A 26412-nucleotide genomic window follows, 5' to 3' on the forward strand; every position below is an offset into this window, starting at 1 on the left:
ATGATGCCGGGTGAATCCGGACTTGGACGGGTACGAGCCCGTCGGCCTACCGTGAATCATCCATCGATCGGAACCGGAGTGAGAAACCGCTGATGAGTGCCACCGCCGTACGCCTGTCCGCCGAGGTCGCCGACGCCCTCGCCCACCGCAAGCCCGTGGTGGCCCTGGAGTCGACGATCATCTCCCACGGCCTGCCGCAGCCCCGCAACCTGGAGGTCGCGGCCGAGCTGGAGGACCTGGTGCGCGAGGCGGGCGGGGTGCCCGCGACGATCGCGGTCCTGGACGGCGTGCCGTACGCCGGTCTGGACGCCGGGCAGCTCAAGCGCATCGCGAGCGAGTCCGGCCTGCGCAAGCTGGGCGCCCGCGACCTGCCGCTGGCGGTGGCCACCGGGGCGAGCGGCGCGACCACCGTCTCGGCGACGTCGTTCATCGCGGCGCGGGCCGGCATCCGGGTCTTCGCCACCGGCGGGCTCGGGGGCGTCCACCGGGGCTGGGTCGAGAGCTGGGACGAGTCCGCCGACCTGAACACCCTCAGCCGGACCCGGATCACCGTGGTGTGCGCGGGCGTGAAGTCCATCCTCGACGTGCCCGCGACGCTCCAGCGGCTGGAGACCCTCAACATCACCGTGGCCGGGTACCGCACCGAGACCTTCCCCGGCTTCTACCTGCACAGCTCCGGCCAGCCGGTGGACTGGACGGTCCAGGAGGCCGCGGAGATCGCCGGCGCGATGCGGGCGCAGGACGCCCTCGGCGGGCCGGAGACCGCGCTGATCGTCGCCAACCCGGTGCCGGAGTCCGAGCAGCTCGACCCGGCCCTGCACGACCGCGTGCTCGCCGAGGCGCTGGCCGCGGCCGACCGCGACGGCGTCACCGGCCAGGCGATCACGCCGTACCTGCTGGACTACCTCGTCCGGCACACCGACGGCGCCTCCCTGGAGGCCAACCTGGCGGCGGTCCGCGGCAACGTGCGCCTCGCCTCCGAGATCGCGGCGAGCTGGGCGGCATGAGCGGACCGGGGGCGGCTCGGCCGTACGGCGAGAACGGCGAGAACGGCGGGGGCCGGCTGCTGGTGATCGGGGACGTGGTCACCGACGTGCTCGCGCTGCACGGCACGCCGCTGGCCCCCGGCACCGACACCGCCGCGGACATCGTCGTGCGGCCGGGCGGCTCGGCGGCGAACACGGCGGCGTGGGCGTCCTCCCTCGGGGCGGACGTCCGGCTGCTGGCCAGGGTCGGCGCGGACACCGCCGAGTGGCACCGGGACGCGCTGGCCCGCGCCGGGGTCGCGCCGGTGTTCCACGTGGACGAGGAGCGGCCGAACGCCGTCGTGATCGCGATGGTGGACGGCACGGGCGAGCGCACCATGCTCACCAACCGGGGCGCCGGGGGGCGCCTCGGCCCCGGCGACTGGGACGACGCCCTGCTCGACGGCGTGACGCACCTGCACGTGTCCGGGTACCTCCTGTTCACCGAGCTCGGCCGCGAGCTGGGGACGCTCGCCTTCGGCCGGGCGCGGGAGCGGGGCGTGCGGGTGAGCCTGGACCCGGCCTCGACCGGGCCGCTGGCCGAGTTCGGGGTGGCGCGGTTCCTGGAGCTGACGGGCGGGGCCGACCTGGTCATCCCCAACCGCGACGAGGCCGCGCTGCTCACCGGCGTGGCCGACCCGGTGGAGGCCGCGCGCGCCCTGAGCGGGACGTACGGCACGGCCGTGGTCAAGCTGGGCTCCGAGGGAGCGGTCGTGGCGCGCGGCGGGAGCCTCCTGGGGCGGGCTCCGGCGGCGCCCGCCGAACTCGTGGACACCACCGGGGCGGGCGACGCCTTCGCGGGCGGCTTCCTGGCCGCCCTGCTGCACGGCGTCCCCGCCGAGACCGCGATCGAGTACGGCTGCCGCGCGGGCGCCACCGCGGTGTCCCACGTGGGCGGCCGTCCTCCGGCGGCCGACCTGGCCGACCTCCGCTGGGACACCCTCGCCGGCCTCGCCTGACCCCTCCGCGAAGCACGCGGTCCCGGGACCGGGACCGCGTGCTTCGCGTGCTGCCGGGCGCGGGTTCGGCCCGGGGCAGGGCCCGGCGCGGCGGCCCGCCGCATGGGCGGGTGCTCGGTGGGTACGGCGGGCGCATGAGGGTTGAGGAAGGACATGAGCCGGAGAACGATCCGCGCGACGAGGACTTCGCGCCGGTGCTGCGACCGCCGGACGAGTCGCGGGGGCGCGCGGAGAGCCGGACCGGGGTCGTGAGCGACACGGGCGTGCCGGACGTGGCGCCGGAGGATCCCGACGCGCCGATCGAGGACCGGGACCACCCCGAGGAGTTCCCGCACGCGCACGTCCACCCCCCGAAGGACCGCTGACCGGCGCTGCTCACGCCGGGACGGCTCCCCGCCGGACACGCCGCGGCGTTTCCGGCGGCGAGCCGTCCCGGCGTCAGCGGGCCCCGGCCGAGGACGCGCCGCCGCACGGGCGGGACGCCGCACGGGCGGGACGCCGCACGGGCCCCGGCGTGACGGCGGTCAGCGGCCGTGGAGGTAGGCCAGGAGACGGTCGGCCGGCCAGGTGTTGACCACGTCGTCGGGGGTGAGCCAGCCGCGCTGGGCGGTGCCGACGCCGTAGCGGAGGTTGGCCAGGTGCGGGACGGCGTGCGAGTCGCTGTCGATGGAGAACTTCACGCCCAGGCCGCGGGCTCGGCGCACGAGGTCGGCGGGCAGGTCGTTGCGGTCGGGGTAGGCGTCGATCTCCAGGACGGTGCCGGTGCGGGCGCAGACCCGGAAGATCTCGTCCCAGTCGGCGTCCACCGGCTGCCGCTTGCCGATCTTGCGGGTGGTCGGGTGGCCGATGACGTGCACGTGGGGGTTCTCGCAGGCGGCGATGAACCTCCTGGTCATCTCCTCGCGTGACTGCGTGAAGTGCGAGTGCACCGAGGCCACCGTGACGTCGAAGCCCGCCAGGACCTCGGCCGGCCAGTCCACGGAGCCGTCAGGGGCGATGTTCAGCTCGGTGCCGTGGAGGAGCCGCAGGCCGTGGCGCTTCTCCAGGCCCGGCAGCAGCTCGCGCTGGGCGAGGGCCTTCTCCAGGGTCATGCGCTGCATGGCCAGGTCGGGCGCGTGGTCGGTGATCGCGTAGTACTCGTAGCCGCGCGCCGCGGCCGCCGCGACCATCTCCTCGATGGAGGCGACGCCGTCGGTGAGGTCGGTGTGGGTGTGCAGGTCGCCGCGGATGTCGGCCTCGGTCACCAGGACCGGCAGCTCCCCGCGCAGCGCCGCCTCGATCTCGCCGGTGTCCTCCCGCAGCGGCGGCGGGACCCACGGCAGGCCGAGCGCCTCGTAGACGTCCTCCTCGGTCCGCGACGCGATCACCGCCGAGCCCTCGAACAGGCCGTATTCGGACAGCTTGCGGCCCTGCTTGACCGCGATCTCCCGGAGCCGGATGTTGTGCGCCTGGGAGCCGGTGAAGTACTGCATCGCGGCGCCGAACGACTCCTCCGGCACGACCCGCAGGTCGATCTGGAGCCCGGCGTCCGTCCGGACCGAGGTCTTGGCGGCGCCCGAGGCGATCACCTCCGTGACGTACGGCAGGGCGGTGAACGCCCCCATCAGCGTCGCGGAGTCGCCGGTGGCCAGGATGTCGATGTCGCCGATGGTCTCCTTCATGCGGCGGAGCGAGCCGGCGTAGGCGATGCGGCCGGCGGCGGGCAGGTCGGCCATGACGCGCTCGGCGAGGGCCATCGCGACGCCGATGTGCACCCGGCCCCCGGCGGTGGCGAGCTGCTCGATGCCGCGCAGGAGGTTCGCCTCGGTCTTGGCGCCGAAGCCGCGCAGACCCTTGAGCCGCCCGGCCCTGATCGCCTCGGCGAGCGCCTCCGGGGAGTCGATGCCCAGGTCCTCGAAGAGCGCCATCGCCTTCTTCGGCCCCAGCGAGGGGATGCGCGTCATGGCCCGCACGCCCTCGGGGACCTGGGCGCGCAGCCGTTCGAGCTGGTGGAACGTGCCGACGCGGAGGAACTCCTCGACCTTGCCGGTGATCGCCGACCCCACGTTGGGGATCTTGCGGATGTCGGTCTCGCGCAGGTCGTCGGGGTGCCCGGCGATCGACCGCGCCGCCTTCTGGTAGCTCCTCACCCGGAACGCGTCGCCGCCGGTCATCGCGAACAGCGCCGCGTATTCCTCAAGCAGCGCCGCCATCTCGTCGTTCGCCCTCGCCATGAGGCCAGCTTAGGCCCCGCCGCCGACACTTCCCGGGCTCGTCCCGGACCACTGGAATAAGGTTCGGTCCATGGACTTCACGGAGATCGAGTACGGCGTGGCCGACCGGGTCGCCACGATCACGCTGAACCGGCCGCACAAGCTCAACGCGTTCACCTACCGCATGCGCGCGGAGCTGATCGCCGCGTTCGACCTGGCCGACGCCGACGACGACGTGCGCGCGGTGGTCGTCACCGGGAAGGGCCGGGCGTTCTGCGCGGGCGCCGACCTGGGCGGGGGCGGCGACACGTTCAACCACAAGCGCTCGGCGGAGATGTTCGGCGGCGAGGACCTGGTGGACGGCAGGCCCCGCGACGGCGGCGGGACCGTCGTGCTCCGGATCGCCCGCTCCCTCAAACCGGTGATCGCCGCGATCAACGGCCCGGCCGTGGGAGTCGGGATCACCATGACCCTGCCCATGGACGTGCGGCTGGCCTCCGACACCGCGCGCATGGGGTTCGTGTTCGCCCGCCGCGGCATTGTGACCGAGGCCGCGTCGAGCTGGTTCCTCCCCCGGATCGTCGGCATCTCGCAGGCCATGGAGTGGGCCGCGACCGGCCGCGTCTTCGACGCCGCCGAGGCCCTGTCCGGCCGCCTCGTCTCCCGCGTCGTCCCCGCGGGCGAGCTGCTGCCCGCGGCGTACGGCATCGCCCGCGAGATCGCCGGGAACACCTCCCCGGTCGCGGTCGCCGCCATCCGCCGCCTCATGTGGTCGGGCCTGTCCGCGGCGTCCCCCTGGGAGGCCCACCGCCACGACTCGCATCTGATGTACGACCTGGGCCGCGCCGCCGACGCCGCCGAGGGCGTGACCGCCTTCCTGGAGAAGCGCCCGGCCGACTTCCCCCTCAAGGTCACCACCGATCTCCCGGAGGCCGTCCCCGCCTGGCCCGACAACCCCTACGCCTGACCCCGGTCCCCGAGGGCGGCGTCCGCCGCCCCGGGTCCCGCGAGCCGGCCTCGGGTCAGCGGGGGGTGGCCACCCGGGTCAGGAGGGACTCCTCGGCTATGGCGGGGTGGGCGGCGTGCCAGGTGGCGGCGGGGACCAGGGCCTGGGGGCGGTGGCCGGCGGCGATGTCGGGGCCGAGGACCACGGTCTCCGGGGCGTCGGCGGGACCCTCGGCGCGGCCGCCGAGGAGGAGCGCGACCGGGGCGCCCCGGTGCCACAGCCACAGTTCCTCGGCGGGGGAACGCCGCCAGGCGGCCTCCTCGCCCGGTTCGAGCAGGAAGTACGACGCGGCGGCGGCCGGGCGGCCCGCCGGGGCGTCGGCGGGCGCGGTCCAGGTCTCCCGGTGCCAGCCGCCGTCCGGGTGCGGCAGCAGGTCCAGCGCCTCGGCGGTCGCGCCCCGCTCGTGGAGCGCGAGCACCCGTCCCGCGCCGTCGCGCCGGACGTACCGCACGCGGGTGACGGCCTCGCTCAGCGGCAGCCGTACCTCCTCGTCCACGGTCAGCACCACGACCGGCCCGTCGGCCCCGGCGGCGAGCACCATCGCAGCGTCGTCGTCGTCGGCGCGCACGGCCTCCGCGTGCGGGTCGCGGTCGAGCCAGCTCTGGAGCGGCATGAGCAGCAGCACGTCTCCGAGCCTACGACCTGCCCCTTTCCCGTTCACGCACCAGGTCCGCCCCGGGGATCCCGTAAGGCGTGGGCCCCACGCCCCGGGGCGATCTCGCCGTACGCCCCGGGCCCCGCCACGCCGTACGCCCCGGGCGCCGTCTCGCCGTACGCCACAGGCGCCGCCGCGCCGTACGCCACAGGCGCCGCCGCGCCGTAGGGCGCGAAGACCCCCGCCCGCTCCCAAGGCCGCGCCACGCGCCGATCCGCCCTGCGACCCCGGTCCCTCGATCCGCGGCCCGGTCCCCTCGCCTTGGGGCCGGGCGGCCTGGCGGTACCGCAGGGGCCACGCCGGCCCCGGTCGCCGCGCGACACCCCGGCCGCCGCGACACCCGGGCAGCCGGCGCCGCCGCCGGGGGCGGTTCGCGCTTCGGCGTGGGGGCGTTGACACGTTCCGTCCCGTGGAACCCGGGAGCGAGCACGTTCCCCGCGAATGGCATCATGCGTACGAAATCACGCGGATGAAGGGGGACACCGGTCGTGGCCATGTCTCGTGAGGAGTGCGCGGAGCTCGACGCGGCGGATCCGCTGGCGGCGCTGCGGGCGGAGTTCGAGCTGCCGGGCGGCGTCGTCTACCTGGCCGGGAACTCGCTCGGGGCGCTGCCGAAGGCGGCGGCCGAGCGGGTCGGGGAGATGGTGCGCGAGGAGTGGGGCCGCGGGCTGGTCGGGAGCTGGAACGCGGCCGGGTGGTTCGACCTGCCGCGCGCCGCGGGCGACCGGATCGCGCCGCTGATCGGGGCCGCGCCGGGCGAGGTCGTCGTCGGCGACTCCACCTCGGTCAACGTGTTCAAGGTCGTCGCGGCGGCGCTCGGGTTGCGGCCGGGGCGGCGGGTGATCCTGTCGGACCTGGACAACTTCCCGACCGACCGGTACATGATCGAGGGCGCGGCCGGGGCCCTGGGGCCGTACGAGATCCGCGACGTGACGGCGGCGACGCTGGCCGGGGCGCTGGACGCGGACGTGGCGGCGGTCGTGCTGTCGGAGGTGGACTACCGGACCGGGGCGCGTTACGACATGGCCGAGACCACCCGGCTGGTCCAGGACGCGGGCGCGATCATGATCTGGGACCTGTGCCACAGCGCGGGGGCGCTCCCGGTCGAGCTGAACGCGTGCGGCGTGGACTTCGCGGTGGGCTGCACGTACAAGTACCTGAACGGCGGGCCGGGCTCGCCCGCGTTCGTCTTCGCGGCCTCGCGGCACCTGGCCGAGGCGCGGCAGCCGCTCTCCGGCTGGCACGGGCACGCGGCCCCGTTCGCGTTCGAGCCGTCGTACCGGCCCGCCGAGGGCGCGACGCGGTTCCTCGTCGGCACGCCGCCGGTGCTGTCGTACGGCGGGCTGATGGCGAGCCTGGACCTGTGGGAGAAGGCGGACATCGCGGACGTGCGCGCGAAGAGCGTGTCGCTGACCTCGCTGTTCATCAGGCTGGTGGAGGAGCGCTGCCCGGAGCTGGAGCTGGTCTCCCCGCGTGATCCGGAGCGGCGCGGGAGCCAGGTCGCGTTCCGGCACGCCGAGGGGTACGCGATCGTGCGCGCGGCGATCGACCGGGGCGTCGTGGGCGACTTCCGCGCGCCCGACATCCTGCGCTTCGGCTTCGCCCCCCTCTACGTGAGCCACACCGACGTGTGGGACGCCGCCGACGTCCTCGCGGACGTCTTCGAGACCGGCGCCTGGCGCGACCCGGCCTACGCCCGCCGCCTCGCCGTCACCTGATCCCCGCCGCGGCGCCGCCCGGCCCCCGCCTCGCGCCGCCCGGCCCCGCCGCGGCGCCGTACGGCTGCGCGGGCCGCGCGGCGGGGCAGGGCGCGGCGCGGGGCGGGGCGGGGCGCGTGCGGCCGGTGCCGGGTCAGACCGGGAGGCGGAGGGTCTGACGGGACATGCGGCGGATGACGTCCTCGTCCACGCGGTGGCCGATGCCGGGCTGGGTGAGCGGCACGGCGACGACGCCGCCGAACATGCCCAGCTCGGGGGCCAGGCTCTGGTTGCCGCGGCCGGGCTTGGGCGGCGGGTCGGTCACGTCGCTGGGCAGCGTGACGCCGGGCAGGCTGGCCAGGGCCACGGCCGCCGCGCGCGCCACGCCGACGCCGCGCTCGCCCGCGCAGCCGATCTCCCAGCCCGCGTCGAACGCCCGGGCGTGCGCCTCGCGCGCGGCGTCCAGCCCGCCCGCGCGGGACACGCGCAGGATCACCGCGCGCCCGGCCTTGGTCTCGATCGCGGCGTCCAGCCCGGCCAGCCCGGTCACGTCGGGCGCCACGGGCGCGTCCATCCGGATCTGGAGGTCGGCGGTGGCGGGCAGGTCGTCGCGGAACGGGCGCTCCAGCACCGAGATCCCGTAGGCGTCCAGCGCCTCGAGCGCCGCCATCCCCGACTCGTCGTACGCCGCGCCTGCGTCCACGCTGATCGCCAGGGCCGGGTAGGCCTGCCGTACGGCGCGGACGGGCTCGACGTCCCAGCCGGGCACCACGCGCAGGGTCACGCCGCTGTACCCCGCGCAGACGAACCGGTTGACGCGGGTGAGCAGGCTGCCGGTCTCGCGTTCGGCGGCCAGGCGCGCGCCGGCCACGACGGAGGTGCGGCTGCCGCCCATCGCGTGGGCCAGCGGCACGCCGTTGAGCCGACACCACAGGTCCCAGCACGCCATGTCGCCCGCGGACCCGCCGGGCCCGGCGTTGATCAGGCCGGAGACGTCCTCCGGCCGGTCCCAGTCCAGCCCCAGCAGCGCCGGGGCGACCCGCTCCTCGACGTCGGCCCAGACCAGGTCGCCCCAGTCCCCGGTCCCGGCGGCCGCGCCCTCGGGCAGATCGGCCCCCTCGGGCTCGGCGACCTCTCCCCAGGCGACCATGCCGCCGTGGTCGGTCAGCCGCAGGAGCACGCTCTCCGGCCGCCGCCCCTTGGACAAAACGACCCGGAACGCCTCGACTTCCCTGACGCGCGGCACGCTTCCCCCTCCATCCGCTCCTCTCCCATAGTCGCAGCCCCCGGCGGATGCCCACGCCACCCGCCCGGCCCGCCCGGACCCTCCCGGCCGCCCGGCCCCCTCCCCCACCTGCCGGAACGCGGCCGGGCCTCCGTCCACGACCGGTCCCGCCCCCGGACCGGGTGTACGGCGAGCGGGGCGGGACGCGCCCGCGCGGGCGGAGGCCGGTCACCTGGAACGGCGTGGCCAGGGGCGCACGAGGTGAGGCCGGGCGGCGGGACGGGGTCAGGCGGGGTGGGTCCAGGGGGTCAGGTCGCGGCCCTCCAGGGCGGCGGCCATGAGGTCGGGGAAGGCGCCGGGGGTGCAGGCGAACGCGGGGACGCCGAGGGCGGCCAGGGCGGCGGCATGGTCGCGGTCGTAGGAGGGGGCGCCGTCGTCGGACAGGGCGAGCAGGACGATCACCTGGACGCCCGCGGCGGTCAGGGCGGCCACGTGGCGCGGCGTCTCGTCGCGGGGGCCGCCGTCGTGGAGGTCGCTGATCAGGATGAGCACGGTCCCGGACGGGCGGGTGATCAGGCGGCGGCAGTAGGCGAGGGCGCGGCCGATGTCGGTGCCGCCGCCGAGCTGCGTGCCGAACAGCGTCTCCACCGGGTCGCCCAGGCGGCCGGTGAGGTCGGCCACCGCGGTGTCGAACACCACCAGCGAGGTCCGCAGCGCCCGCATCGTCGCCAGGACCGACGCGAACAGCCCGGCGTAGACGACGGACGTCGCCATCGACCCGCTCTGGTCCACGCACAGCACGACGTCGCGCTCGACGGCCCGCCGCCGCCTGCCGTACCCCACCAGGCGCGCGGGCACGACGGTCCCCCGCTCCGGCACGTAGTTGCGGAGGTTCGCCCGGATCGTCCGGTCCCAGTCGATGTCCGCGGCGCGCCGGGGCCGCCGGCCCCGGGCCGCCCGGTCCAGTGCTCCGCCGACCACCGACCGCGTGCGCCGCCCGAGCCGCCGCTCCAGGTCCTCCACGACCCGGCGCACGACGGCCCGGGCCGACTCCCGCGCGCGCTCCGGCATAACCCTGGCGAGTTCCAGCAGCGTCGCGGCCAGCCGTACGTCCGGCTCGACCGCCTCCAGCGTCTCGGGCTCCAGCAGCATCCGGGCCAGGCCCAGCCGCTCGATCGCGTCCCGCTGCATCACCCGCACGACCTCGGCGGGGAAGCACTCCCGGATGTCCCCCAGCCACCGCGCCACCCGCGGCGCCGACGCCCCCAGCCCCGCCGTGTGCCCTTCCTCCCGCTCGTAGAGCGCCGCCAGCGCCGCGTCCACCCGCGCGTCCCCCTCCCCCAGGCCCGCCCCGATCCCCGCGCCGCCGGCGTCCCCGAGCACCAGCCGCCACCGCCGCGCCCGTTCCTCGCCCCGGCCCGCGTCTCCCACCTCGCCCACCTCGCCCACCTCGCCCATGTCCCCCGTGCCGTCCGTGCCGCCCGTGCCGGCCATCGGCCCGCCCGTCCCGCCGCGCGTCCGAACCACCTCTGACTCCACCTCTGACTCCACCTCCGGTTGCACCTCCCGCCGTCGCCCTCCGACGCCGGCCGGGTCCCCGTGCCGCCGGCGTCGCGGCGGAACATCCGTGAATCCCCTACGTCCCGCGTTCGCCGTCACGCCGTCACGCCGTCCGCGAGGCGGCCTGATCCGGTGTCCCTCACCACCGCGCGCCCTCCGATCCCGGCCCCGCCCGCGCGGGCCCGTCCCGGCCGCACCGGGCGGCGGCCGGGTTCGCGCGCCGCCGGGCGCCGCGAGAACGGCGCCGCGCCGGGTGACGCGGAGGTCCCGGTACGGCGGGGGCGGGCTCAGCCATCGCGCGCTCCGAGGATGAGGGCGACGGTGCGTTCGGCGGGCGCCGCGCGGGCGCGGTCGTACGGGTCGGGGGCGGGCGGGGCGGACGGCCCGGCCAGGGCGGCCAGGCGGGTGGCCAGCGCCCGGCGCTCGGGGACGGGGAAGGTCGCGAACGTACGGCGGAGCAGGGGCAGGACCGCCGTGAACCGGTCGGCGGGCAGGGCGGTGAGCCAGGAGTCCACGAGGCGGAGGAGGGCCGGGTCGTGGACGAGCAGGAGGGCGCCGCCGGACAGGAAGCCCTCGATCCAGGAGGCCGCGTGGCCGGCGGGGGCGCCGGGCGACACGGCGCGGGACATGCGGGCGCCGGCCTCGGCGGGGCCGAGCGCGGCGGCGTCCAGGAGGAGGCGGGTGACCCTGCCCTCGATCAGGCCGTGCGGGGCCGGGCGCGCGGCGAGGGAGGCCAGGGCGGCGTGCCAGCGGCGGAGGTGGGCGGGGTCGTCCAGCAGGCCCAGCGCGGCGTGGACGGCATCGATCCGGCCGAGCAGCTCGCGGGCGGCGTCGTCGCCCAGGCCCGACGCGGCCGGGGGCAGGCCCACGCAGACGCGGACCGCCAGCTCGTCCACGACCGTGCGCAGGGCCGCGGTGTCCGTGGCCCGCACGTCGCCGTAGCGCAGCGCCCCCACGAGGGCGGGCAGCGCCGCCATCAGGTGCGACACGTCGTCGTCGAGCGCGGCCCGCTCCCCCACCGCGCGCATGACGGCGGGCAGGGCGCCGGGCAGGTCCGCGGGCAGGCACCGCTCGGCCAGCGCGGTCAGCTCGGCCAGGGACCGCGCGCGCCCGGCCAGGTCCACGGCGCGGGCGGTCGCCGCCGCCGCCACGGTCGTGCCGAAGGCCCCCGCCTCGATCAGGTCCACGTCGAACTCCGGCCGCCAGGCCAGCGCCCACCGCTCCCTGAACGTGCCCCGCCCGCGCGACGCGAGCGGCGTGCCCCAGTCCACACCCAGCAGCCGCAGCCGGTGCAGGAGCCCGCTGCGCTCCAGGTCGTACGGCTTGCGCAGGTCGAGGTCGTACTCCCGCGCGGACGCCTCGCGCGGCAGCCGCAGCCGCCGCGCGAGGGCCCGCAGGTCCCGCTGGAGCGGCACCATCGGGGTCGCCTCGGGCACGCCGCCCAGCGTCTCCCCGACGACGAGCCGCCCGCGCACCAGCTCCACGGCCGCCTCGGACCCGTCGCACAGCACCGCCCGCGCCGCCTCGGTCACCTCGTCCAGCCCCGCCAGGGGCCGTTCGCGCAGGGCGGCGAGCGCGTGCGCGAGCCGTACGGACTCGATCACCTGCGCGGGCGAGACGGGCAGACCCTCCTCGCGCAGCACCCCGGCCACCCGCGTCATCCAGCGCTCCACCGGCCGGTCGGCGCTGGTGAACAGGTGGTGATACCACCCCGGCGAGGCGACGCCCGCGCCGTAGCCGCTCCACGCCCCCAGCCGCCCGTGCGTCCACGGCACCCATGTCACGGCGGTCCTGACCCTGGGCGCCCCGGCCAGCGCCCGGTCGTCCGCGGCCGCCGGGGTCCGCGCGCGCAGCGCGGGCACGTGCCAGGCCCCGCAGACCACCGCGATCCGCTCGAACCCCTCGCGCACGGCGGCCCGCAGCGTTTTGCGCATGGCCGCCTCGCGCCGCGCCTCCCGCCCGGAGGGAGGCGGCGCCCCCTCGCGCAACACGGTCATGGCCTCCTCGACGGCCAGGAACACCTCGACCGCGGCCTCCCCGGGGTCGCGGGGCTCGCCGCCGGGGGACGGGCCGGGGACGCCGCGATGCTCGATCACGTCGTCCCACCAGCGCTCGGGGTCGGCGTAGCCCGCCGTGCGCGCCAGCACCGCGATGGGGTCCACGCGGACCTCCGCCCGCCCGGGCCCCGGGCCCGCCCCTCCCCGATCCGGCGAGACGTCCGGCGAGACGTCCGGCAAGGCGTCCGCGCCCGGCCCCGCGGGATCCGTGCCCGGCCCGTCCGGGCCCGCCTCCCCGGCCGCCGCCGCGAGGGTGACCGCCGCGGGCAGGTCGCAGAAGCGGGCGGGGATCCCCGCCCCCACGGCGTACCGCAGGGCCTGCCACTCGGGCGAGAACGCCGCGAAGGGCCAGAACGACGCGCGGGACGGCTCGCCCTCGACGTAGGCCAGGAGGGCGACCGGCGGCTCCATCCCGGGGGCCGCGACCAGCGGGATCAGCGGGCCGGCCTCGGGCGGGCCCTCGACGAGGACGACGCCGGGGCGGAGGTGCTCCAGCGCGGCGCGGACGGCGCGGGCGCTCCCGGGGCCGTGGTGGCGCACGCCGAGCAGGTGGATCTCCGGCTTCTCAGGCATCACGGCACGCCCGGTAGAAGTCCCGCCACCCGTCGCGGTCGCGCACCACGGTCTCCAGGTACTCCTGCCAGACCACCCGGTCCGACACCGGGTCGCGCACGACCGCGCCCACGATCCCGGCGGCCACGTCGGCGGCCCGCAGCGCGCCGTCGCCGAAGTGGGCCGCCAGCGCGAGGCCGCCGGTCAGGACCGAGATCGCCTCGGCGGTGCTCAGGGTGCCGCTGGGGGACTTCACGCGGGTGCGGCCGTCGGCGGTGACCCCCTCGCGCAGCTCGCGGAACACGGTCACGACGCGGCGGATCTCGTCGATCGCGGCGGGCGGGGCGGGCAGTTCCAGGGACGCGCCGATCTCCGCGACGCGGCGGGAGACGATCTCGACCTCCTCCTCGGCGGTGGCGGGCAGCGGCAGGACCACGGTGTTGAAGCGCCGCCGCAGGGCGCTGGACGGCTCGTTGACGCCGCGATCGCGGTCGTTCGCGGTCGCGATCACGTTGAAGCCGCGCACCGCCTGGACCTCCTCGCCCAGCTCGGGGACGGGCAGCGTCTTCTCGGACAGCACCGTGATCAGCGCGTCCTGCACGTCCGGCGGGATGCGCGTCAGCTCCTCCACGCGCGCCAGCCGGCCCTCGGCCATCGCCCGCATGACCGGGCTCGGGACCAGCGCGGCCCGCGAGGGGCCCTCCGTGAGCAGGCGGGCGTAGTTCCAGCCGTACCGGATCGCCTCCTCGGCCGTGCCCGCCGTGCCCTGCACCAGCAGCGTCGAGTCGCCGCAGATCGCGGCGGCCAGGTGCTCGGAGAGCCAGGTCTTGGCCGTGCCCGGCACCCCGAGCAGGAGCAGGGCGCGGTCGGTGGCGAGCGTGGCCACGGCGACCTCGACGACGCGGCGCGGCCCGACGTACTTCGGGGAGATCACGGCGCCGCCGGGCAGCGTCCCGCCCAGCACGTAGGTCGCCACCGCCCGGGGGGACAGCCGCCAGCCGGGCGGCCGGGGGCGGTCGTCCGCCGCCGCGATCGCGGCCAGCTCGTCGGCGTGGCGCCGCTCGGCGTGGGGCCGCAGCACGTCGGGGGAGGTCATGCGAGCTCCTTCAGCATCTCGTGGCGGAAGCGCAGCGTCTCCGCGAGCGCGCGCAGATCGTCGATGGGCCGCCCGGCGTGCTCGCCCAGGCCGGTCGCCGGGTCGAACCGCTCGGCGGCCAGGCCGCACAGCTCGGACAGGTTCCACGGCTGGTGCCGGGACGTCGTGACGATCTTGTCGAGCACGGCCGCGGGCAGCGGCCCCGTCCAAGGGCCGGGGAGGGCGCCGAGCAGCATGATGAGTTCGCCGTCGAGGGGCCGGCCGCCGACGAGCCGGGCGGCGCGTTCCATGGCCTCGCCGTGCGGGAGCAGCGCGAGGAGGTCGCCCGAGGGTTCCCGGCCGAGCAGCGCGCGGGCCCAGGCGGCGTCGCGCCGCAGGATCGCCGCGCGCACCCAGCCCGCGCGGACGAACCCGCCCCAAACGTCCGCGGGCAGCCCGGCGATCTCCTCCGGCGTCGCGCCCAGGCGGCCGGCCCACACGTCCAGCGGCGTGCGCGCGATCGTCTGCTCCAGCCACCAGCCGCGCTCTCCCACTCCGGGCGGCGGCCTGCGGCGGACCCCGTCGCGTTCCATCGCCTGGTCGCACTCGCGGGGCGGCTCGGCCACCAGCCGCCCGTCCTCGACCCGCAGGCAGCGCAGGGCGCGCTCCGCCATCCGGCGGCCGAGATCCGCCCCGGGCAGCCGCGTCAGCAGGTCGGCCGCCGCCTGCCGCACCTCCCTGCGCCGATCGTCCAGCGCGTGTTCGAGCAGCGCCTCGTCGCCGGGGCCGGGTGATTCCGCCAGCACCGCCAGGAACGCCGCCCGGTCCTCGGCCGTCTCCCGGTCCCAGGTCGAGGCCAGCGTCTCCCGCGCCCTGGCCGGGTCGCTCGCGCGCAGCCGGCGCAGCAGGGCCCGCCGGTCGCCGCGGCCGCCCGTCTCCCAGCTCCCGGTCCCCTCCCCCTCCTCGTCCAGCAGCCAGGCCCACGCGGGGTTCAGCCCGGCCAGCCATCGCCCGCGGCGTCCCGCCACCACGGCGACGTGCCGGCGCAGGGACCGGTCGGCCGCCCCGAGGTCCAGCATCTCCGGCAGCGCCCACCCGGGCACGACCAGCTCCCGCGACGCCGCCGCGCGCACCCACTCCTCCAGGATCCGCCGGCCGCCCAGCGGCGCGCCGTCCAGCAGCGCCCGGAGCCGGCGGGCCGCCGCAGCGCCGGCGGGCCGTCCCCGCTCGGCCGGAGCGGCCTCGCCCGGCGCGCGCACCCGCCGGGCGAGACGCCCCGCGCGCCGCCGCACCGCCAGCACGGCCGCCCGCTCCAGCACCTCCCGGGCGCCGGCCGCACCCCGCCGGTCCGCGCCGACCAGCGCCGCCGCCACCAGCTCGTCCCATTCGTCCCCGTGGCCCACGCCGCCCCTCCGCTCCTCCGCCGGCACGTCCCGCCCGCCCTCCGGACGGGGCCGCTCGCGCGGGCCGGCCTCGCCCCGCCGTACGGCCGCGGGGGCGCTCACAGGGGCACCGCCTCTCCGGGAGTCCAGGCGGACAGGGGATGGAACCCGTCGGGGGTCCACTCCCCGGCGACGGTCAGCGGGTGACCGCCGGACACCGCGACCAGCCGCCAGGGCGGCGGGCCGTGGACGGGGAGGGCGTCGCCGCGCGGGTCCGCCAGGTGCCAGCCGCCGTCGTCCACCGGGGTCACCCCGGACAGGACCGCGGGCCAGGCCTCCAGCCACGGATCGCCGGCCATCGCCCGCGCGTGCTCGTCCAGCAGCTCGGCCACCCAGGTCCCCGCCGGCGCCCCGCCCGCCGCCCCCTCGTCCAGCCCGCCGTCCCCGTCCCGCGCGGCCCCGTCGCCGGCGGGACCGGTGTCGGCGGGACCGGTGTCGGCGGGACCGGTGTCGGCGGGACCGCGGGCCGCGCCGTCCGGCCCCCGGCCGGGCCCCGTGGCGACCAGGGCGCGCAGGGGCGGGGCGGCGGGGTGGAAGACCAGGGCGGCGTGGACGTCCTCGCACGTGCGGAGGGAGTCGTCGAGGGGGTGGCCGGGCGGGGCGTGGGAGAGGACGAGCGCCTTGCGCCCGGTCGCGCGGCCGAGGAGCCAGGCCCGGCGGGTGACCAGGCCGGCGGACTCGACGTCGCGGAGGCCGAGGACGGTCCAGACGTCGCGGACCGGCTCGCCCGCCAGCACCTCCCCCCGGGGAACCGGGACGCCGAGGTGGGCGTCCAGGGTGCGCGGCAGGGCGCCGGGCAGGTGGGCGCGGCGCTCGCAGGCGACGCTCATGAGGTGGAGCAGGGCGTATTCCTCCAGCAGTCGCGACGGCCAGTCCTCGCGGTGGACCACGGAGGCCAGCCCGGACAGCCTGCGGGCCACGGCCGGCGCCTGCGCGTCCACCATGCGGCGGGCGATGGCCTCCCAGTGGGAGCGGGGCTCTCGGGGCGCGCCCGCGATCCCCTGCCGGATCTGGTCGCGCAGCCAGCGCCCCAGCTCGGCCAGGCCCTCGCCGACGCGCTCCTCGCGCCGCCCCGCCCGCGCTCCCCGCCCGGGCTCGCGATCACGGCTCCGTTCGATCACCCCGGCAATCTATCGCCCGCCCCCGACAGAATCCGCACACTCGTTCGATCGTCCCGAGCTCCCGGAACCGGGGCCGCCCGGCGTAGGGTCGTCGTGTGAGCAGAGTCCACGACATGGGCGGGCAGACCGGGTTCGGGCCGGTCCCCGCGGGCGACGAGCGGGCGTTCCACGCCGACTGGGAGGCGCGGGTCGTGGCGGTCGACGCCGTGCTCCGCAGGCGCGGCGTCTACGTCGCCGACGAGTTCCGCGACGCGATCGAGCGGATCCCGCCGGGCGAGTACCTGTCGGCCGGCTACTACGAACGCCGGCTGATCGCGATCGAGACGCTGCTCGACGAGAAGGGGATCGCGTGAGCTTCGCGCCGGGCGCCCGCGTCCGCGTCCGCGCGGTGGACCCCGATCACCACACCCGCGTCCCCCGCTACGCCCGGGGGCACGTCGGCGAGGTGGTCGAGCGCGAGGGCGAGTTCCCGCTGGCCGACGACCGGGCGCGCGGCCTGCCCGAGCCGCGGGTCCAGGCCGCCTACGCCGTGCGGTTCCCCGCCGCGGAGCTGTGGGGCGAGGGCGATCACACGGTGACCCTCACGATGTGGGAGTCCTACCTGGAGGAGGCGGAGTGAGCGGCGACCACGCCGAGCCGCCGATCGCCGCGCGCGTGCGCCGCCTGGAGGAGCGGGTGATCGCCGCGGGGCTGGCCTCCGACGACGAGCTCGACGGGGTCCTGGATCGGCTCTACGCCACGGCCTCGCCGGTCAACGGCGCGCGCATGGTGGCCCGGGCCTGGACCGACCCCGCCTACCGCGAGCTCCTCCTGGCCGACGGCAACGCCGCGGCGGCGGAGCTGGGCCTGGCCGCCCCGGCCTACCGCCTGCGCGTCGCCGCCAACACCGCCGAGGTCCACAACCTGGTGGTCTGCACGCTCTGCTCCTGCTACCCGATCTCCCTCCTCGGCCCCTCCCCCGGCTGGTACAAGAGCTTCGCCTACCGGTCACGGGCCGTCCGCGAGCCGCGCGCCGTGCTCGCGGAGTTCGGCCTCACCCTCCCGCCCGGGACCCGGATCGACGTCTGGGACGCCAACGCCGAGACCCGGTACCTGGTGCTCCCGCGCCGCCCCGAGGGCACCGGTCACCTCTCCGAGGACGAGCTGGCCGCCCTCGTCACCCGCCGCGGCCTCATCGGCACCGCCGCCGTCTGACCCGCTGACCCCCCCGGGCCCGGTCCCGCACCGCTCCCGTACGGCTCCCGCCCCGCCCGCCCGATCCGTACGGCTCCCGTACGGCTCCCGCCCGCGCCCTCCCCCGGCGTACGGCGGCGCCGGGCACGGGACGCCCCCGCGCCCTGTGACCGGGGGCGCGGGGGCGGTTCCCCGAGAACTACGGTGTGGTGATCTTGACGTCGTCCACGCCGGCCTCGACGAGGCTGGCGGTGCCGGCGTCCGCGGCCTCGATCACGACGCGGACGGTCTGGCCCGCGAACGAGGAGAGGTTCGCGGTGGCGGTCGCCCAGGAGGCGTCCCTGTCGGTGGCCGAGCCGAGCTGCTGGAACACCTGCGTCGTGGTGGAACCGACCACGCGCACCCGCAGGTAGTCGGTGGACGAGGAGTTCGAGCCGTGCGCGAGATACCACGAGAAGGAGAGCGTCAGCGGTCCCGACGCCGGCAGGGTGATCGCCGGGGACTGGATGCTGGTGGAGCCGCCGTCGATGTCGTGGTCACCGGCCGCGGCGCCCGCGAGGCGGCCGGTCACCAGGTCGTTCGCGCCGCTGACGGTGGTGCCGAGCTGCTTGGGCCCGCTGGAGTCGGTCGCCTCGGGGTCGCCGCGCTCCCAGCGGCCGGTGGTGGCCGTGTCCGCGCCGCCGGCGTTGACCGTCCAGCCCTTGTTCGTCTCGAAGTCGTCCGACCAGACGGGGGTCCCGGGCGACGGCGGGGAGACCGCGATGTCCCACACCGCGTCCGCGATCGCGTCGGCGTTGCGGTCGAGCGCGGTGTCGTTGATGTTCGTGGTCGTGTCGCAGGAGCGGTGGTAGCAGCGGTCGAAGGCCACGCCCGCCGAGCCGCCCCACTTGGCGGCCTGCGCGCTGGACTTGATGCCCTCGGCGCCGGTGAACGTGCCGCCCGCCGGGATGCCGACCGCGATGAACGGCCCGTAGTCGGACCGGCCGTCGAAGTCCGTGCCCTCGGTGGGCACGCCGATCGAGGAGAAGTACCCCTGGAGCACCCTCTCCAGCTCGGCCGACCCGGCCGGGCCGGGGCCGGAGCCCGTGCCGTCGGAGTTGTCGCCGTCGTAGATGAAGTAGCCCGCGTTGGGCGACCCGACCATGTCGAAGTTCAGGTAGCCCTTGATCTTGGACCGCTCGGTGACGGGGAGGTTGTTCACGTAGTAGCGGGAGCCGATCAGGCCCAGCTCCTCGGCCCCCCACCAGGCGAACCGCAGGTGCTTGGCCGGGTTCACGCCCTGCCGCGCCACCTCCAGCGCGGTCTCCAGCACCGCGGCCGAGCCCGAGCCGTTGTCGTTGATCCCGGGACCCGCGGTGACGCTGTCGAGGTGCGCGCCCACCATGAGCACCTGGTTGGGGTCGCCGCCCGGCCAGTCGGCGATCAGGTTGTACCCGGTCGCGCCGTTGTAGGTGAAGGACTGGAGCGTCGTGGTGTACCCGGCCGCGTCCAGCCTGCCCTTGACATAGTTGGCCGACGCCAGATAGCCGGGCCGCCCGTGGGCCCTGTTCCCCCCGTTGGCGCTGGCGATGGACTGGAACTGGCTCAGGTGCGCCTTGACGTTGGCCAGCGGGATGTCGGGACTGGCCGCGCTGGCGGCGGGAGCCGTACCGACGAGGAAACCGGCGGCGAGCAGGACAGCTCCCACCGCCGACACGAGCCGTGACGTTCTCAACCGGGCCTCCTTGTAGCGGCGATCTCCCCGGAGAGTGACGTCAGCCACCTCAGCCGTCAATAGTGCGGAATATCGTGAAATTTCAAGGCCGGAATTCTGTGAACGCCTCCCGCGGCGCCCCCGTCGCCCCGCATCCCGCGCCCCGCGCATGCCGCACCCGCCGCCCCGCGCCCGCGCGCCCGGGACCCCACGGCCCCGCGCCCGGAAGCGGGATCGGGGCCGCGTGAGCCGTACGGCTATCGCCCGCCGGGCTCGCCCGGTCCCCCGCCGCCCTCGCCGTTCCCGGCGGCCGGGGGCAGGTCCGGGGAAGCGACCGCCTCCAGCACCGGGCGCGACCCCGGGAGCGGCGGCAGGATCATCTCGGCGCCCGCCTCGCCCCGGTGCACCGCGACGGCCGCGTGGTGGTAGGCCTCGAGCAGGGCGGCGAAGGCCGGGTAGGAGTACGCCGTCCCGTCCACCAGCGGGCCGCGCCGTCCCTCGATCACCGCCGCCACGTCGTCGCCGGTCAGCGTCTTGTGGGTCTCCAGGGCGTGCGCCAGCGCCAGCACCTCGCGGCGGTTCTCCCGCAGGATCTGCTCGGCCCGCTCCAGCAGCCGCCCGAGGTTGGACTCGATGCGCTCGCCGAGGTGGCCGGCCGCCGTCTCGGGGCGCGCCGGGGGCGTCGGCGCGGTGAAGCCGATCCCGCCAGGCCGCCGCGGCTCGGGCACCCCGGCCGCGATCCCGAGCCGCTGGAGCGCGCGCAGCGAGGACACCCCGCCGCCCATGCCCCAGTGCGACTCCATGAGCCCGGCCACGGTCGTCGCCGAGTCCAGGTCCCCCGAGACGCCGGAGGAGTTGTCCTCGGCGAAGAACAGCCGCTCCCCCGCGAGCGAGGCCAGCGACACCAGGATGTCCGCCTCGTACTCCGACCGCCACCGGGTGAACTGGTCCTCCACCGGGATGCTCGACACCATGCCCAGGTAGTCGGCGCCCTTCTCGATCGTGGCGATGTCGATCTCCAGGTGCCGGCGCACCCGGAACGCCATCACCGCGTGGCAGGCCTCGTGCACCGCCGTCGCGTGCCGCTCGCGCTCGACGTACTCCACGCCCTCGGGCGGGCCCAGGCTCTTGAGGTGCTTGGCCCGGACGACGTCCTCCCAGCCGATCACCTCGCGGCCGTCCCGGATGGCGATGATCAGCGCCTCGTTCACCAGGTCCTTGATGGTCGCCCCCGTGGCGTACGGGGTGATCGTGGCGAGCTTGTCGATCTGCGCCGGCGTGAGCTCGTGCCGCACCTTGCCGAAGTAGCCCTCGTACGTGCGCACGCGGCCGGCCTTGGACGGGTAGCCGACCTTGTAGATGCGGTCGATGCGGCCCGGCCGCAGCAGCGCCTCGTCGAGCGCCTGCGGCATGTTGGTCGCCATCATCACCAGGATCCGGTACTTGGGCGGCGGCTTGGGGCGCATGCCCAGGATCCGCCGCACGTGCCGGTTGATGATCCCGCGCGGCTTCTTCAGGCCCGACAGCTCGGTCAGCAGCGCCTGGAGCGTTCCCATGTCGCCGCCGCCGTTCATGCCGCCGCCCATGAAGAAGCGGTTCCGCCGCGCCCCGGCCTCGCCGGGCACGGCCGTCGCCAGCGCCTGGCGCGCCATGAGCCACCGGGCGTCCTCCGACAGGTACGAGAAGCCGTGGCACCCGGCCGCGGAGAAGGCGGCCATCCCGCCCCCGGCGCCCGGGGGCTGCTGCGCGAGCGCGCCGCGGCGGCCCAGCGAGTCGGCCTCGTCGAAGAAGACGATCACGCCGCCGTACCGCAGGGCGAGCTTGCGCAGCTTGCGGAACAGCGACTTGACCTTCAGGATGCCGACGCCCATGAACATGTTGATGAACGCGCCGGGGTCCACGAAGACGTACGGCTTGCCCGTCTCGCCCGCCACGGCCTCGGCCATGAGCGTCTTGCCGGTGCCGGGCGGCCCCCACAGCAGCAGGCCGCCGGGCACGTAGCCGCCCCTGGCCTCGATCTCGCCCGGCCGCTCCAGGAAGACGATGTTCTCCTTGACCCGCTCGACCACGTGGTCCTGGCCCCACACGTCGGTGAAGCGGGTCCTGATGTCGTCGGGGAAGTAGGTGTCCACCCCGCCCCGCGACAGGAACCAGAACAGCCCGACGAACTGGATGATGATCACGAAGAACAGGAAGACGATCTGGAGCACGAACGGCAGCGCCTGCCACAGCAGCGCCGGGAGCGCGAACAGCGCCAGCACCGGCGACTCGCCGCGGATCTCGCCGACCACCACGGCGACCAGCGCCACGAACAGCGCCCACTTGATCGCCCGGCTGATCCGGAACCGGTTCCAGTCGCTGAGCCGCCGGTGGGTCACCCGGTCGAAGCGCCCGAACACGTGGTGCGTCCAGAACCGGTGGTACCCCGGCCAGTGCTCGCTGACCAGGAAGTGGATCTGCCGGAGGAGCTCCAGGCCCATCAGGTGGAGCAGCCAGCGCGACTCGCCGAGCTGGACGCGCAGGGCCTCGGGGAAGGTGATGACGCCCTCGAAGGACGCCATGGTGTTCCAGACCAGCACGCCCCAGGCCGCGCCGAGGACCAGCAGGATCTTGACCCGGTCCCACAGCGCCAGCCTCTTGCGGGTCGGGCGGTCGCCGTCGCGCGGTCCCTCGCCGGGCGGGCGCAGGCCCTCGGGCGCCAGGGGGTCGTTCATCGGGGACTCCTCACCCCGACGCCTGCTTCACCCGGAAGGACCGGGCGATGGCGTCGAACTCGTCCGCCCGGGCCCGGTAGCACCCGGCCGAGCAGCGGATCAGCATGACGTGGACCCGCGAGAGGTCGGCCGACATGTAGGCGGTCTGATCGAAGGTGTGCAGGGGCCCGCCGGCGAGGCGGTAGTTGAAGACCACGCGGACGCCGCGCAGCCCCTCGCCCGGGTGGAGCACCTCGTCCCGGAGCGGTTCGTAGCCGGACAGCGGGAACCCGGCCCGGGCCGCCTTCTCGCGCGTGCCCTCGGTCACCGGGAGGATGAAGTCGCGCATCGCGTCCAGCGACAGCGCGTCGCGCTGCTCCTCGGTGAGCCTGTGCACGCTCGCGTAGACGAACGGCTCGTCGCCCAGGCCCATGAACAGGTGCGCCGGGCTCGGGTCGCGGTGCGCGTCGAAGGCGACGTCCCACACGAGCCGCTTCCGGGCCTCGGCCGAGGCCGAGGCGGGGTCCTCGCCCGACATCAGCAGGTCGAGCTGGTCCCCGTCCACCTGGTGCCAGGAGGCCGGGACCTTGAAGTAGGTGTCGGCGTTGCGGACGTAGGTGTACTCGGGTGAGCCGCATCCGGTCAGGGCCAGCGCCGCGGCGGCCGGGCCGAGCAGGAGGAGCTTCACGACGACCGCGCGGCGTCGGGGCAGGGTTATCGCCACGGGCGACCTCCACCGAATCGTTACACGTTCTTTGTGCCCGCTTTACACCTGTCTCTCCCGCTCCGAGCCGAACGCAGGGGAATCCTCATCGGAGCGCGTCGATGCGCTCGCCCACGGCGCGGAACGCGCGCCCGATCGCCTCCAGGTCCTCCGGCGCGACCACGTCCACGAACAGCTCGCGCACGGTCTCCACGTGGCCCGGGGCCGCCTCGCGCAGCAGCCCGAACCCCCGCTCGGTGAGCACGCACTCCACTCCGCGCCGGTCGGTCCCGCACGCCTCCCGGGCGACCAGCCCCGCCGCCTCCAGCCGCCGGACGGTGTGGGACAGGCGGCTGCGCGACTGGCTGACCGAGGCCGCCAGGGACGCCATCCGCAACCGCCGCCCCGGCGCCTCCGCCAGGCGCACGAGGATCTCGTACTCGGCCATGGACAGCCCGTGCCGCGCCTTGAGGTCCCGTTCCAGCATCTCCGCCAGCCGCATGCTGCCGTCGATGTAGGACCGCCAGGCCCGCTGCTGCACCGCGTCAAGCCAGCGCGTCTCACCCATGCCCCCATCCTAGGCCGATGGTTTATTTTTCAACCACCGACCTGTCCGGCACCGCCGCCTCCCCCACGCACGCGCCCTGCCACGCGCCGGCTCACCCCCGTACGGCCGCGGGCCCGGAACCCGCGGCCGGAGGCGCGAGCCGTACCAGCGGCGGCCGCAGGAGGGGCGGCAGCCGTACGGGAGGGGGCGCGGGCCGCACGGGAGGGGGCGCGGGCCGCGCGGGAGGGGACGGGAGCCGCGCGGGGAGCGGGGCCGTGTAGATCGCTGGGCGGGGGTAGATCAGGCGTATGGGCGCACATCGGGATCTCGACCAGCTCACCACCCGGCAGCTTCACGACAAGGCGGTCGGGCGGGCCGTGGCGTCGCTGGACGTGGCCTTCCTGTGGCGGCTGCTGAAGGCGATCCCCCCGGCGCAGGCGGCGACCGGCCACCCGGACGAGGCGGCCAACGACGTGACCCGGCTGGCCGCGATGCTCAGCGACGCCATGGCCGCGGGAGACGGCGCGGCCGGCGAGGCGCTGCGGCCGCTGTACCTGGACTATCTGAGCCGGCACCCGGACGCCTGAACCGCCCCCGGGCGGCCAGCTCGATCGTCACCAGCACGGCGGCGGCCTCGGCGGCGAGCAGCGCGATCAGCACGAGGAGCTGCACGGCCCCGGCCTGCACCGGGTCCGCGCCGCCGAGCAGCATGCCGACGAACGCGCCGGGCAGCGTGACGAGCCCGACGGTGCGGGTCTGGTCGAGCGCGGGGACCAGGGCGCGGGCGGCGGCGGGGCGGCAGATCTCCAGCGCCGCCTCCCGGTCGGTGAACCCGATCGACAGCGCGGCCTCCACCTCGCCGCGCCGCTGCTCCAGCTCGTCCAGGGCCCGCCGCCCGGCCAGCGCCGTCGCGGTCATGCAGCCGCCGAGCAGGATGCCCGCGACCGGGATCACGGTGATCCCCCCGGCCGGCACCACGCCCGTGCCCACCAGGAGTCCCAGCACCGGCCCGGCCCCCGCGGCGAGCGGCAGCGCCGCCCACGCCGCGCCGCGGCCGGCCGTCACGCGCCGCCCCGCGGTGCCGGCCGCCACGCCGTACATCACCAGCAGGAACAGCGCGACCCAGGACCAGGAGCGGACGACCCAGACGATGACCAGCGAGACGGCCGCGAGCTGCACGGCGGCGCGGGCGCAGGCCACCAGCACGTCGCGGCCGAAGCCGAGCCGCCCGGTCCAGGCGACGGCGGCCCCGGCGAGGGCCAGCACGACCATGATCGCGCCGAGCGCGGGGGTGAGCGGGAGGTTCACGAGCGGGCCGTGACGCCCGCGATGACGGTCTCGATCGCGGCGGGGAGCGCCGTCAGCCGCGCCTCGCCCACGATGCTCCCCTGCACGACGAACCCCTGGACCACGGCGAGCAGGGTCTCGGCGGCCGCCTCGCAGTCGACGCCCTCGGGCAGCGTCCCGGCGGCGACGTCGTGGGCGATCAGCCCGGCCAGGGCGGCGGCGATCCTGGCGTACGCCTCGCGGGCGAACTCGCGCAGGTCCTGGTCGCGGACGGCCTCGGCCCACACCTGGAGCATCATCGGGCGCAGCCCGCCCAGGTCGCCGCCGGCGAACCTGCGGCGCACGGCCTCGCCCAGCACCTCGGCCGCGCGCCGGTCGCCCCGGTCCGCGGCGGCCCGGTCCAGCTCGGCCGTGAGCTCGTCGAGCACCTCGCCGGCGATCGTCCGGACGAGCGCGGTCTTGCTCGGGAAGTAGCGGTAGACGGCCCCGGCCGACAGCCCCGACTCGCGGAAGACGTCCTGCATGGAGGTGGCGTGGAAGCCCTGGGCGGCGAAGCAGCGCTGGGCCGCCGTGATGATCTGGCGGCGGCGGGCGTCGAGGTGGTCCTGGCTCACGCGGGGCACGCCACACCCTAACAGAACGAACGTTCGCCTTGCTTATTTCAACGCATGATGAGATTCTTCGGGCGAGAAGAAGAACGAACATTCCTTTTCGCTTGAGGAGACCTCCCATGGCAATCGACGCGACGCGGGGCGAGAGCCGTACCGCGTCCGGCGCGGCCCCGCCGCGTGACGCCCTCCGCGCCCCGCTCGCCGTCCTCGGGATCGTGGCGGCCGGGCTGGTCGCCGTGCTCTGCTTCGCCTACCCGCCGCTGAAGTCCGAGCCGCGGGACCTGCCGATAGGGCTGGCCGGGCCGGCGGCCGCCACCGCCCCGATCGCCCAGCGCCTCGGCCAGGGCGGCGCCTTCGAGGTCCGCCCCTACCCCGACGCCGCGGCCGCGCGGGCCGCCGTCCTGGACCGGGAGGTGTACGGCGCGATCGCCGCCGGGCCCGGCGGCCCCCGGCTGCTGGTCGCGAGCGCCGCGAGCCCGGCGGTCGCGCAGGCGCTCCAGGCGGCCGCCGCGCGGCAGGGCGGCGCGCCGATGCCGGTGGAGGACGTGGTCCCCGGCGCGCCGGGCGACCCTCGCGGCGCCGGTCTCGCGGCGGCGATGCTGCCGCTGGTGCTGCTGGGCGTGGGGTCCGCGGCGGCGCTGGGCCGGCTGGAGCGCGGGCGGGCGATGCGCGCGGTGTGGATCTCGGTGCTCGCGGCGCTCGCCGGGCTCGGCGTGGTCGCGGTCATGCAGGGGTGGCTGGACGCGCTCGCCGGGGACGCGATGACGAACGCGGCGGCCCTCGCCCTGGTCGTGGGGGCGGTCGGGCTGACGGGGGCGGGGCTGGCGCGGTGGCTGGGCCTGCCCGGCCTGGGGCTGGTGGCCCTGACGCTCGTCCTCGTCGGCAACCCGGGGTCCGGGGCCCAGGCCGCCCCCGAGACGCTGCCCGAGCCGTGGCGGGCCCTCGGGCCGTTCCTCCCGCCGGGCGCGGGGACGGACCTGCTGCGCGGGGTCGCGTACTTCGACGGGGCGGGCGTCGCGGGGTCTCTCGCGGTGCTGGCCGCCTGGGTCGCGGCGGGCGCGCTGCTCCTGCTGGTCCCCGGCCCGGACCGCGGCGGCCCCGCCCCGGCCGGTCGCCCCTGACGTCCCGTCCCGACGGGC

Annotated in this window: 24 protein-coding genes; 10 read left to right on the forward strand and 14 right to left on the reverse strand. The window is 76.4% G+C overall.

Going from position 1 to position 26412, the window contains the following annotated elements; genetic code table 11:
* The first annotated feature begins 92 nt into the window (after nucleotides 1-92).
* From D5H75_RS06455 to D5H75_RS40810, 3 genes are all read left to right on the forward strand, one after another.
* Nucleotides 93-1007: a pseudouridine-5'-phosphate glycosidase gene (locus D5H75_RS06455; RefSeq protein ID WP_119925423.1), complete on the forward strand. Its 915-nt coding sequence runs from the start codon at nucleotides 93-95 to the stop codon at nucleotides 1005-1007.
* Nucleotides 1004-1984: a carbohydrate kinase family protein gene (locus D5H75_RS06460; RefSeq protein WP_119925424.1), complete on the forward strand. Its 981-nt coding sequence runs from the start codon at nucleotides 1004-1006 to the stop codon at nucleotides 1982-1984. Before D5H75_RS06455 ends, D5H75_RS06460 begins: the two co-directional genes overlap by 4 nt.
* Nucleotides 1985-2118: 134 nt before the next feature.
* Complete coding sequence (locus D5H75_RS40810; protein WP_147425075.1) at nucleotides 2119-2349, forward strand: hypothetical protein; 231 nt, start codon at nucleotides 2119-2121, stop codon at nucleotides 2347-2349.
* Between the two features lie 159 nt (nucleotides 2350-2508).
* Here D5H75_RS40810 and polX read toward each other — a convergent pair whose 3' ends face one another.
* The gene (gene polX / locus D5H75_RS06465) at nucleotides 2509-4197 is read right to left on the reverse strand and encodes a DNA polymerase/3'-5' exonuclease PolX (protein WP_119925425.1); all 1689 of its coding nucleotides are present in this window, start codon (nucleotides 4195-4197) and stop codon (nucleotides 2509-2511) included.
* 70 nt (nucleotides 4198-4267) lie between these two features.
* Between polX and D5H75_RS06470 the strand changes: the two genes are divergently transcribed.
* A complete protein-coding gene (locus D5H75_RS06470) occupies nucleotides 4268-5143 on the forward strand; it encodes an enoyl-CoA hydratase-related protein (RefSeq protein WP_119925426.1) in 876 nt (291 codons plus the stop codon).
* A gap of 55 nt (nucleotides 5144-5198) precedes the next feature.
* Here D5H75_RS06470 and D5H75_RS06475 read toward each other — a convergent pair whose 3' ends face one another.
* Nucleotides 5199-5807: a cupin domain-containing protein gene (locus D5H75_RS06475; RefSeq protein WP_242454023.1), complete on the reverse strand. Its 609-nt coding sequence runs from the start codon at nucleotides 5805-5807 to the stop codon at nucleotides 5199-5201.
* 524 nt (nucleotides 5808-6331) lie between these two features.
* On the opposite strand from D5H75_RS06475, the gene kynU reads away from it, so the two are divergent.
* Nucleotides 6332-7555 carry a kynureninase gene (gene kynU / locus D5H75_RS06480; protein ID WP_119925427.1) on the forward strand — a complete coding sequence of 408 codons (1224 nt, stop codon included), beginning with the start codon at nucleotides 6332-6334 and terminating at the stop codon, nucleotides 7553-7555.
* 133 nt (nucleotides 7556-7688) lie between these two features.
* Here kynU and D5H75_RS06485 read toward each other — a convergent pair whose 3' ends face one another.
* The 6 genes from D5H75_RS06485 to D5H75_RS06510 form a co-directional block, all read right to left on the reverse strand.
* Nucleotides 7689-8780 (reverse strand): enolase C-terminal domain-like protein, encoded by a 1092-nt coding sequence (locus D5H75_RS06485; protein WP_119925428.1) that lies wholly within the window; start codon nucleotides 8778-8780, stop codon nucleotides 7689-7691.
* Between the two features lie 264 nt (nucleotides 8781-9044).
* Nucleotides 9045-10217: a VWA domain-containing protein gene (locus tag D5H75_RS06490; RefSeq protein WP_119925918.1), complete on the reverse strand. Its 1173-nt coding sequence runs from the start codon at nucleotides 10215-10217 to the stop codon at nucleotides 9045-9047.
* Between the two features lie 389 nt (nucleotides 10218-10606).
* Entirely contained in the window at nucleotides 10607-12949 is a 2343-nt protein-coding gene (locus D5H75_RS06495) for a DUF5682 family protein (protein ID WP_119925429.1), read from the reverse strand.
* Nucleotides 12942-14024, reverse strand: coding sequence for an ATP-binding protein (locus D5H75_RS06500; protein ID WP_119925430.1), 1083 nt, complete (start codon nucleotides 14022-14024; stop codon nucleotides 12942-12944). The genes D5H75_RS06495 and D5H75_RS06500 overlap by 8 nt, the downstream gene beginning before the upstream one ends.
* Nucleotides 14021-15508, reverse strand: coding sequence for a DUF5691 domain-containing protein (locus D5H75_RS06505; RefSeq protein ID WP_242454024.1), 1488 nt, complete (start codon nucleotides 15506-15508; stop codon nucleotides 14021-14023). Before D5H75_RS06505 ends, D5H75_RS06500 begins: the two co-directional genes overlap by 4 nt.
* A complete protein-coding gene (locus tag D5H75_RS06510) occupies nucleotides 15505-16566 on the reverse strand; it encodes an SWIM zinc finger family protein (protein WP_119925431.1) in 1062 nt (353 codons plus the stop codon). Before D5H75_RS06510 ends, D5H75_RS06505 begins: the two co-directional genes overlap by 4 nt.
* Before the next feature lie 95 nt (nucleotides 16567-16661).
* On the opposite strand from D5H75_RS06510, the gene D5H75_RS44495 reads away from it, so the two are divergent.
* From D5H75_RS44495 to D5H75_RS06520, 3 genes are read left to right on the forward strand one after another with little or no spacing between them, the layout of a single operon-like run.
* Complete coding sequence (locus D5H75_RS44495; protein ID WP_202637889.1) at nucleotides 16662-16919, forward strand: SH3-like domain-containing protein; 258 nt, start codon at nucleotides 16662-16664, stop codon at nucleotides 16917-16919.
* Nucleotides 16916-17185: an SH3-like domain-containing protein gene (locus D5H75_RS44500; RefSeq protein ID WP_202637890.1), complete on the forward strand. Its 270-nt coding sequence runs from the start codon at nucleotides 16916-16918 to the stop codon at nucleotides 17183-17185. The genes D5H75_RS44495 and D5H75_RS44500 overlap by 4 nt, the downstream gene beginning before the upstream one ends.
* Nucleotides 17182-17760, forward strand: coding sequence for a nitrile hydratase subunit alpha (locus D5H75_RS06520; RefSeq protein ID WP_119925432.1), 579 nt, complete (start codon nucleotides 17182-17184; stop codon nucleotides 17758-17760). Before D5H75_RS44500 ends, D5H75_RS06520 begins: the two co-directional genes overlap by 4 nt.
* A gap of 178 nt (nucleotides 17761-17938) precedes the next feature.
* Here D5H75_RS06520 and D5H75_RS06525 read toward each other — a convergent pair whose 3' ends face one another.
* From D5H75_RS06525 to D5H75_RS06540, 4 genes are all read right to left on the reverse strand, one after another.
* A complete protein-coding gene (locus tag D5H75_RS06525) occupies nucleotides 17939-19453 on the reverse strand; it encodes a M20/M25/M40 family metallo-hydrolase (protein WP_119925433.1) in 1515 nt (504 codons plus the stop codon).
* Between the two features lie 236 nt (nucleotides 19454-19689).
* Complete coding sequence (locus tag D5H75_RS06530) at nucleotides 19690-22146, reverse strand: AAA family ATPase (protein ID WP_119925434.1); 2457 nt, start codon at nucleotides 22144-22146, stop codon at nucleotides 19690-19692.
* 10 nt (nucleotides 22147-22156) lie between these two features.
* A complete protein-coding gene (locus D5H75_RS06535) occupies nucleotides 22157-22849 on the reverse strand; it encodes a hypothetical protein (protein ID WP_202637891.1) in 693 nt (230 codons plus the stop codon).
* An 85-nt stretch (nucleotides 22850-22934) separates the two neighbouring features.
* On the reverse strand, nucleotides 22935-23396 hold the full coding sequence (locus tag D5H75_RS06540; protein ID WP_119925435.1) for a MarR family winged helix-turn-helix transcriptional regulator: 462 nt from the start codon (nucleotides 23394-23396) through the stop codon (nucleotides 22935-22937).
* Nucleotides 23397-23683: 287 nt separating this feature from the next.
* Here D5H75_RS06540 and D5H75_RS06545 point away from each other — a divergent pair, with 287 nt between their 5' ends.
* Nucleotides 23684-23962 (forward strand): hypothetical protein, encoded by a 279-nt coding sequence (locus D5H75_RS06545; RefSeq protein ID WP_119925436.1) that lies wholly within the window; start codon nucleotides 23684-23686, stop codon nucleotides 23960-23962.
* On the opposite strand, the gene D5H75_RS06550 is transcribed toward D5H75_RS06545, so the two are convergent.
* On the reverse strand, nucleotides 23871-24683 hold the full coding sequence (locus D5H75_RS06550) for an ABC transporter permease (RefSeq protein WP_119925437.1): 813 nt from the start codon (nucleotides 24681-24683) through the stop codon (nucleotides 23871-23873). The genes D5H75_RS06545 and D5H75_RS06550 overlap by 92 nt on opposite strands.
* On the reverse strand, nucleotides 24680-25276 hold the full coding sequence (locus D5H75_RS06555) for a TetR/AcrR family transcriptional regulator (protein ID WP_147425076.1): 597 nt from the start codon (nucleotides 25274-25276) through the stop codon (nucleotides 24680-24682). The genes D5H75_RS06550 and D5H75_RS06555 overlap by 4 nt, the downstream gene beginning before the upstream one ends.
* A gap of 116 nt (nucleotides 25277-25392) precedes the next feature.
* Here D5H75_RS06555 and D5H75_RS06560 point away from each other — a divergent pair, with 116 nt between their 5' ends.
* Nucleotides 25393-26394 (forward strand): hypothetical protein, encoded by a 1002-nt coding sequence (locus D5H75_RS06560; protein WP_202637892.1) that lies wholly within the window; start codon nucleotides 25393-25395, stop codon nucleotides 26392-26394.
* The last annotated feature ends 18 nt before the right edge of the window (nucleotides 26395-26412 follow it).

It is taken from the genome of Bailinhaonella thermotolerans (genome assembly GCF_003594875.1).
GTDB classification, from domain to species: Bacteria; Actinomycetota; Actinomycetes; order Streptosporangiales; family Streptosporangiaceae; genus Bailinhaonella; species Bailinhaonella thermotolerans.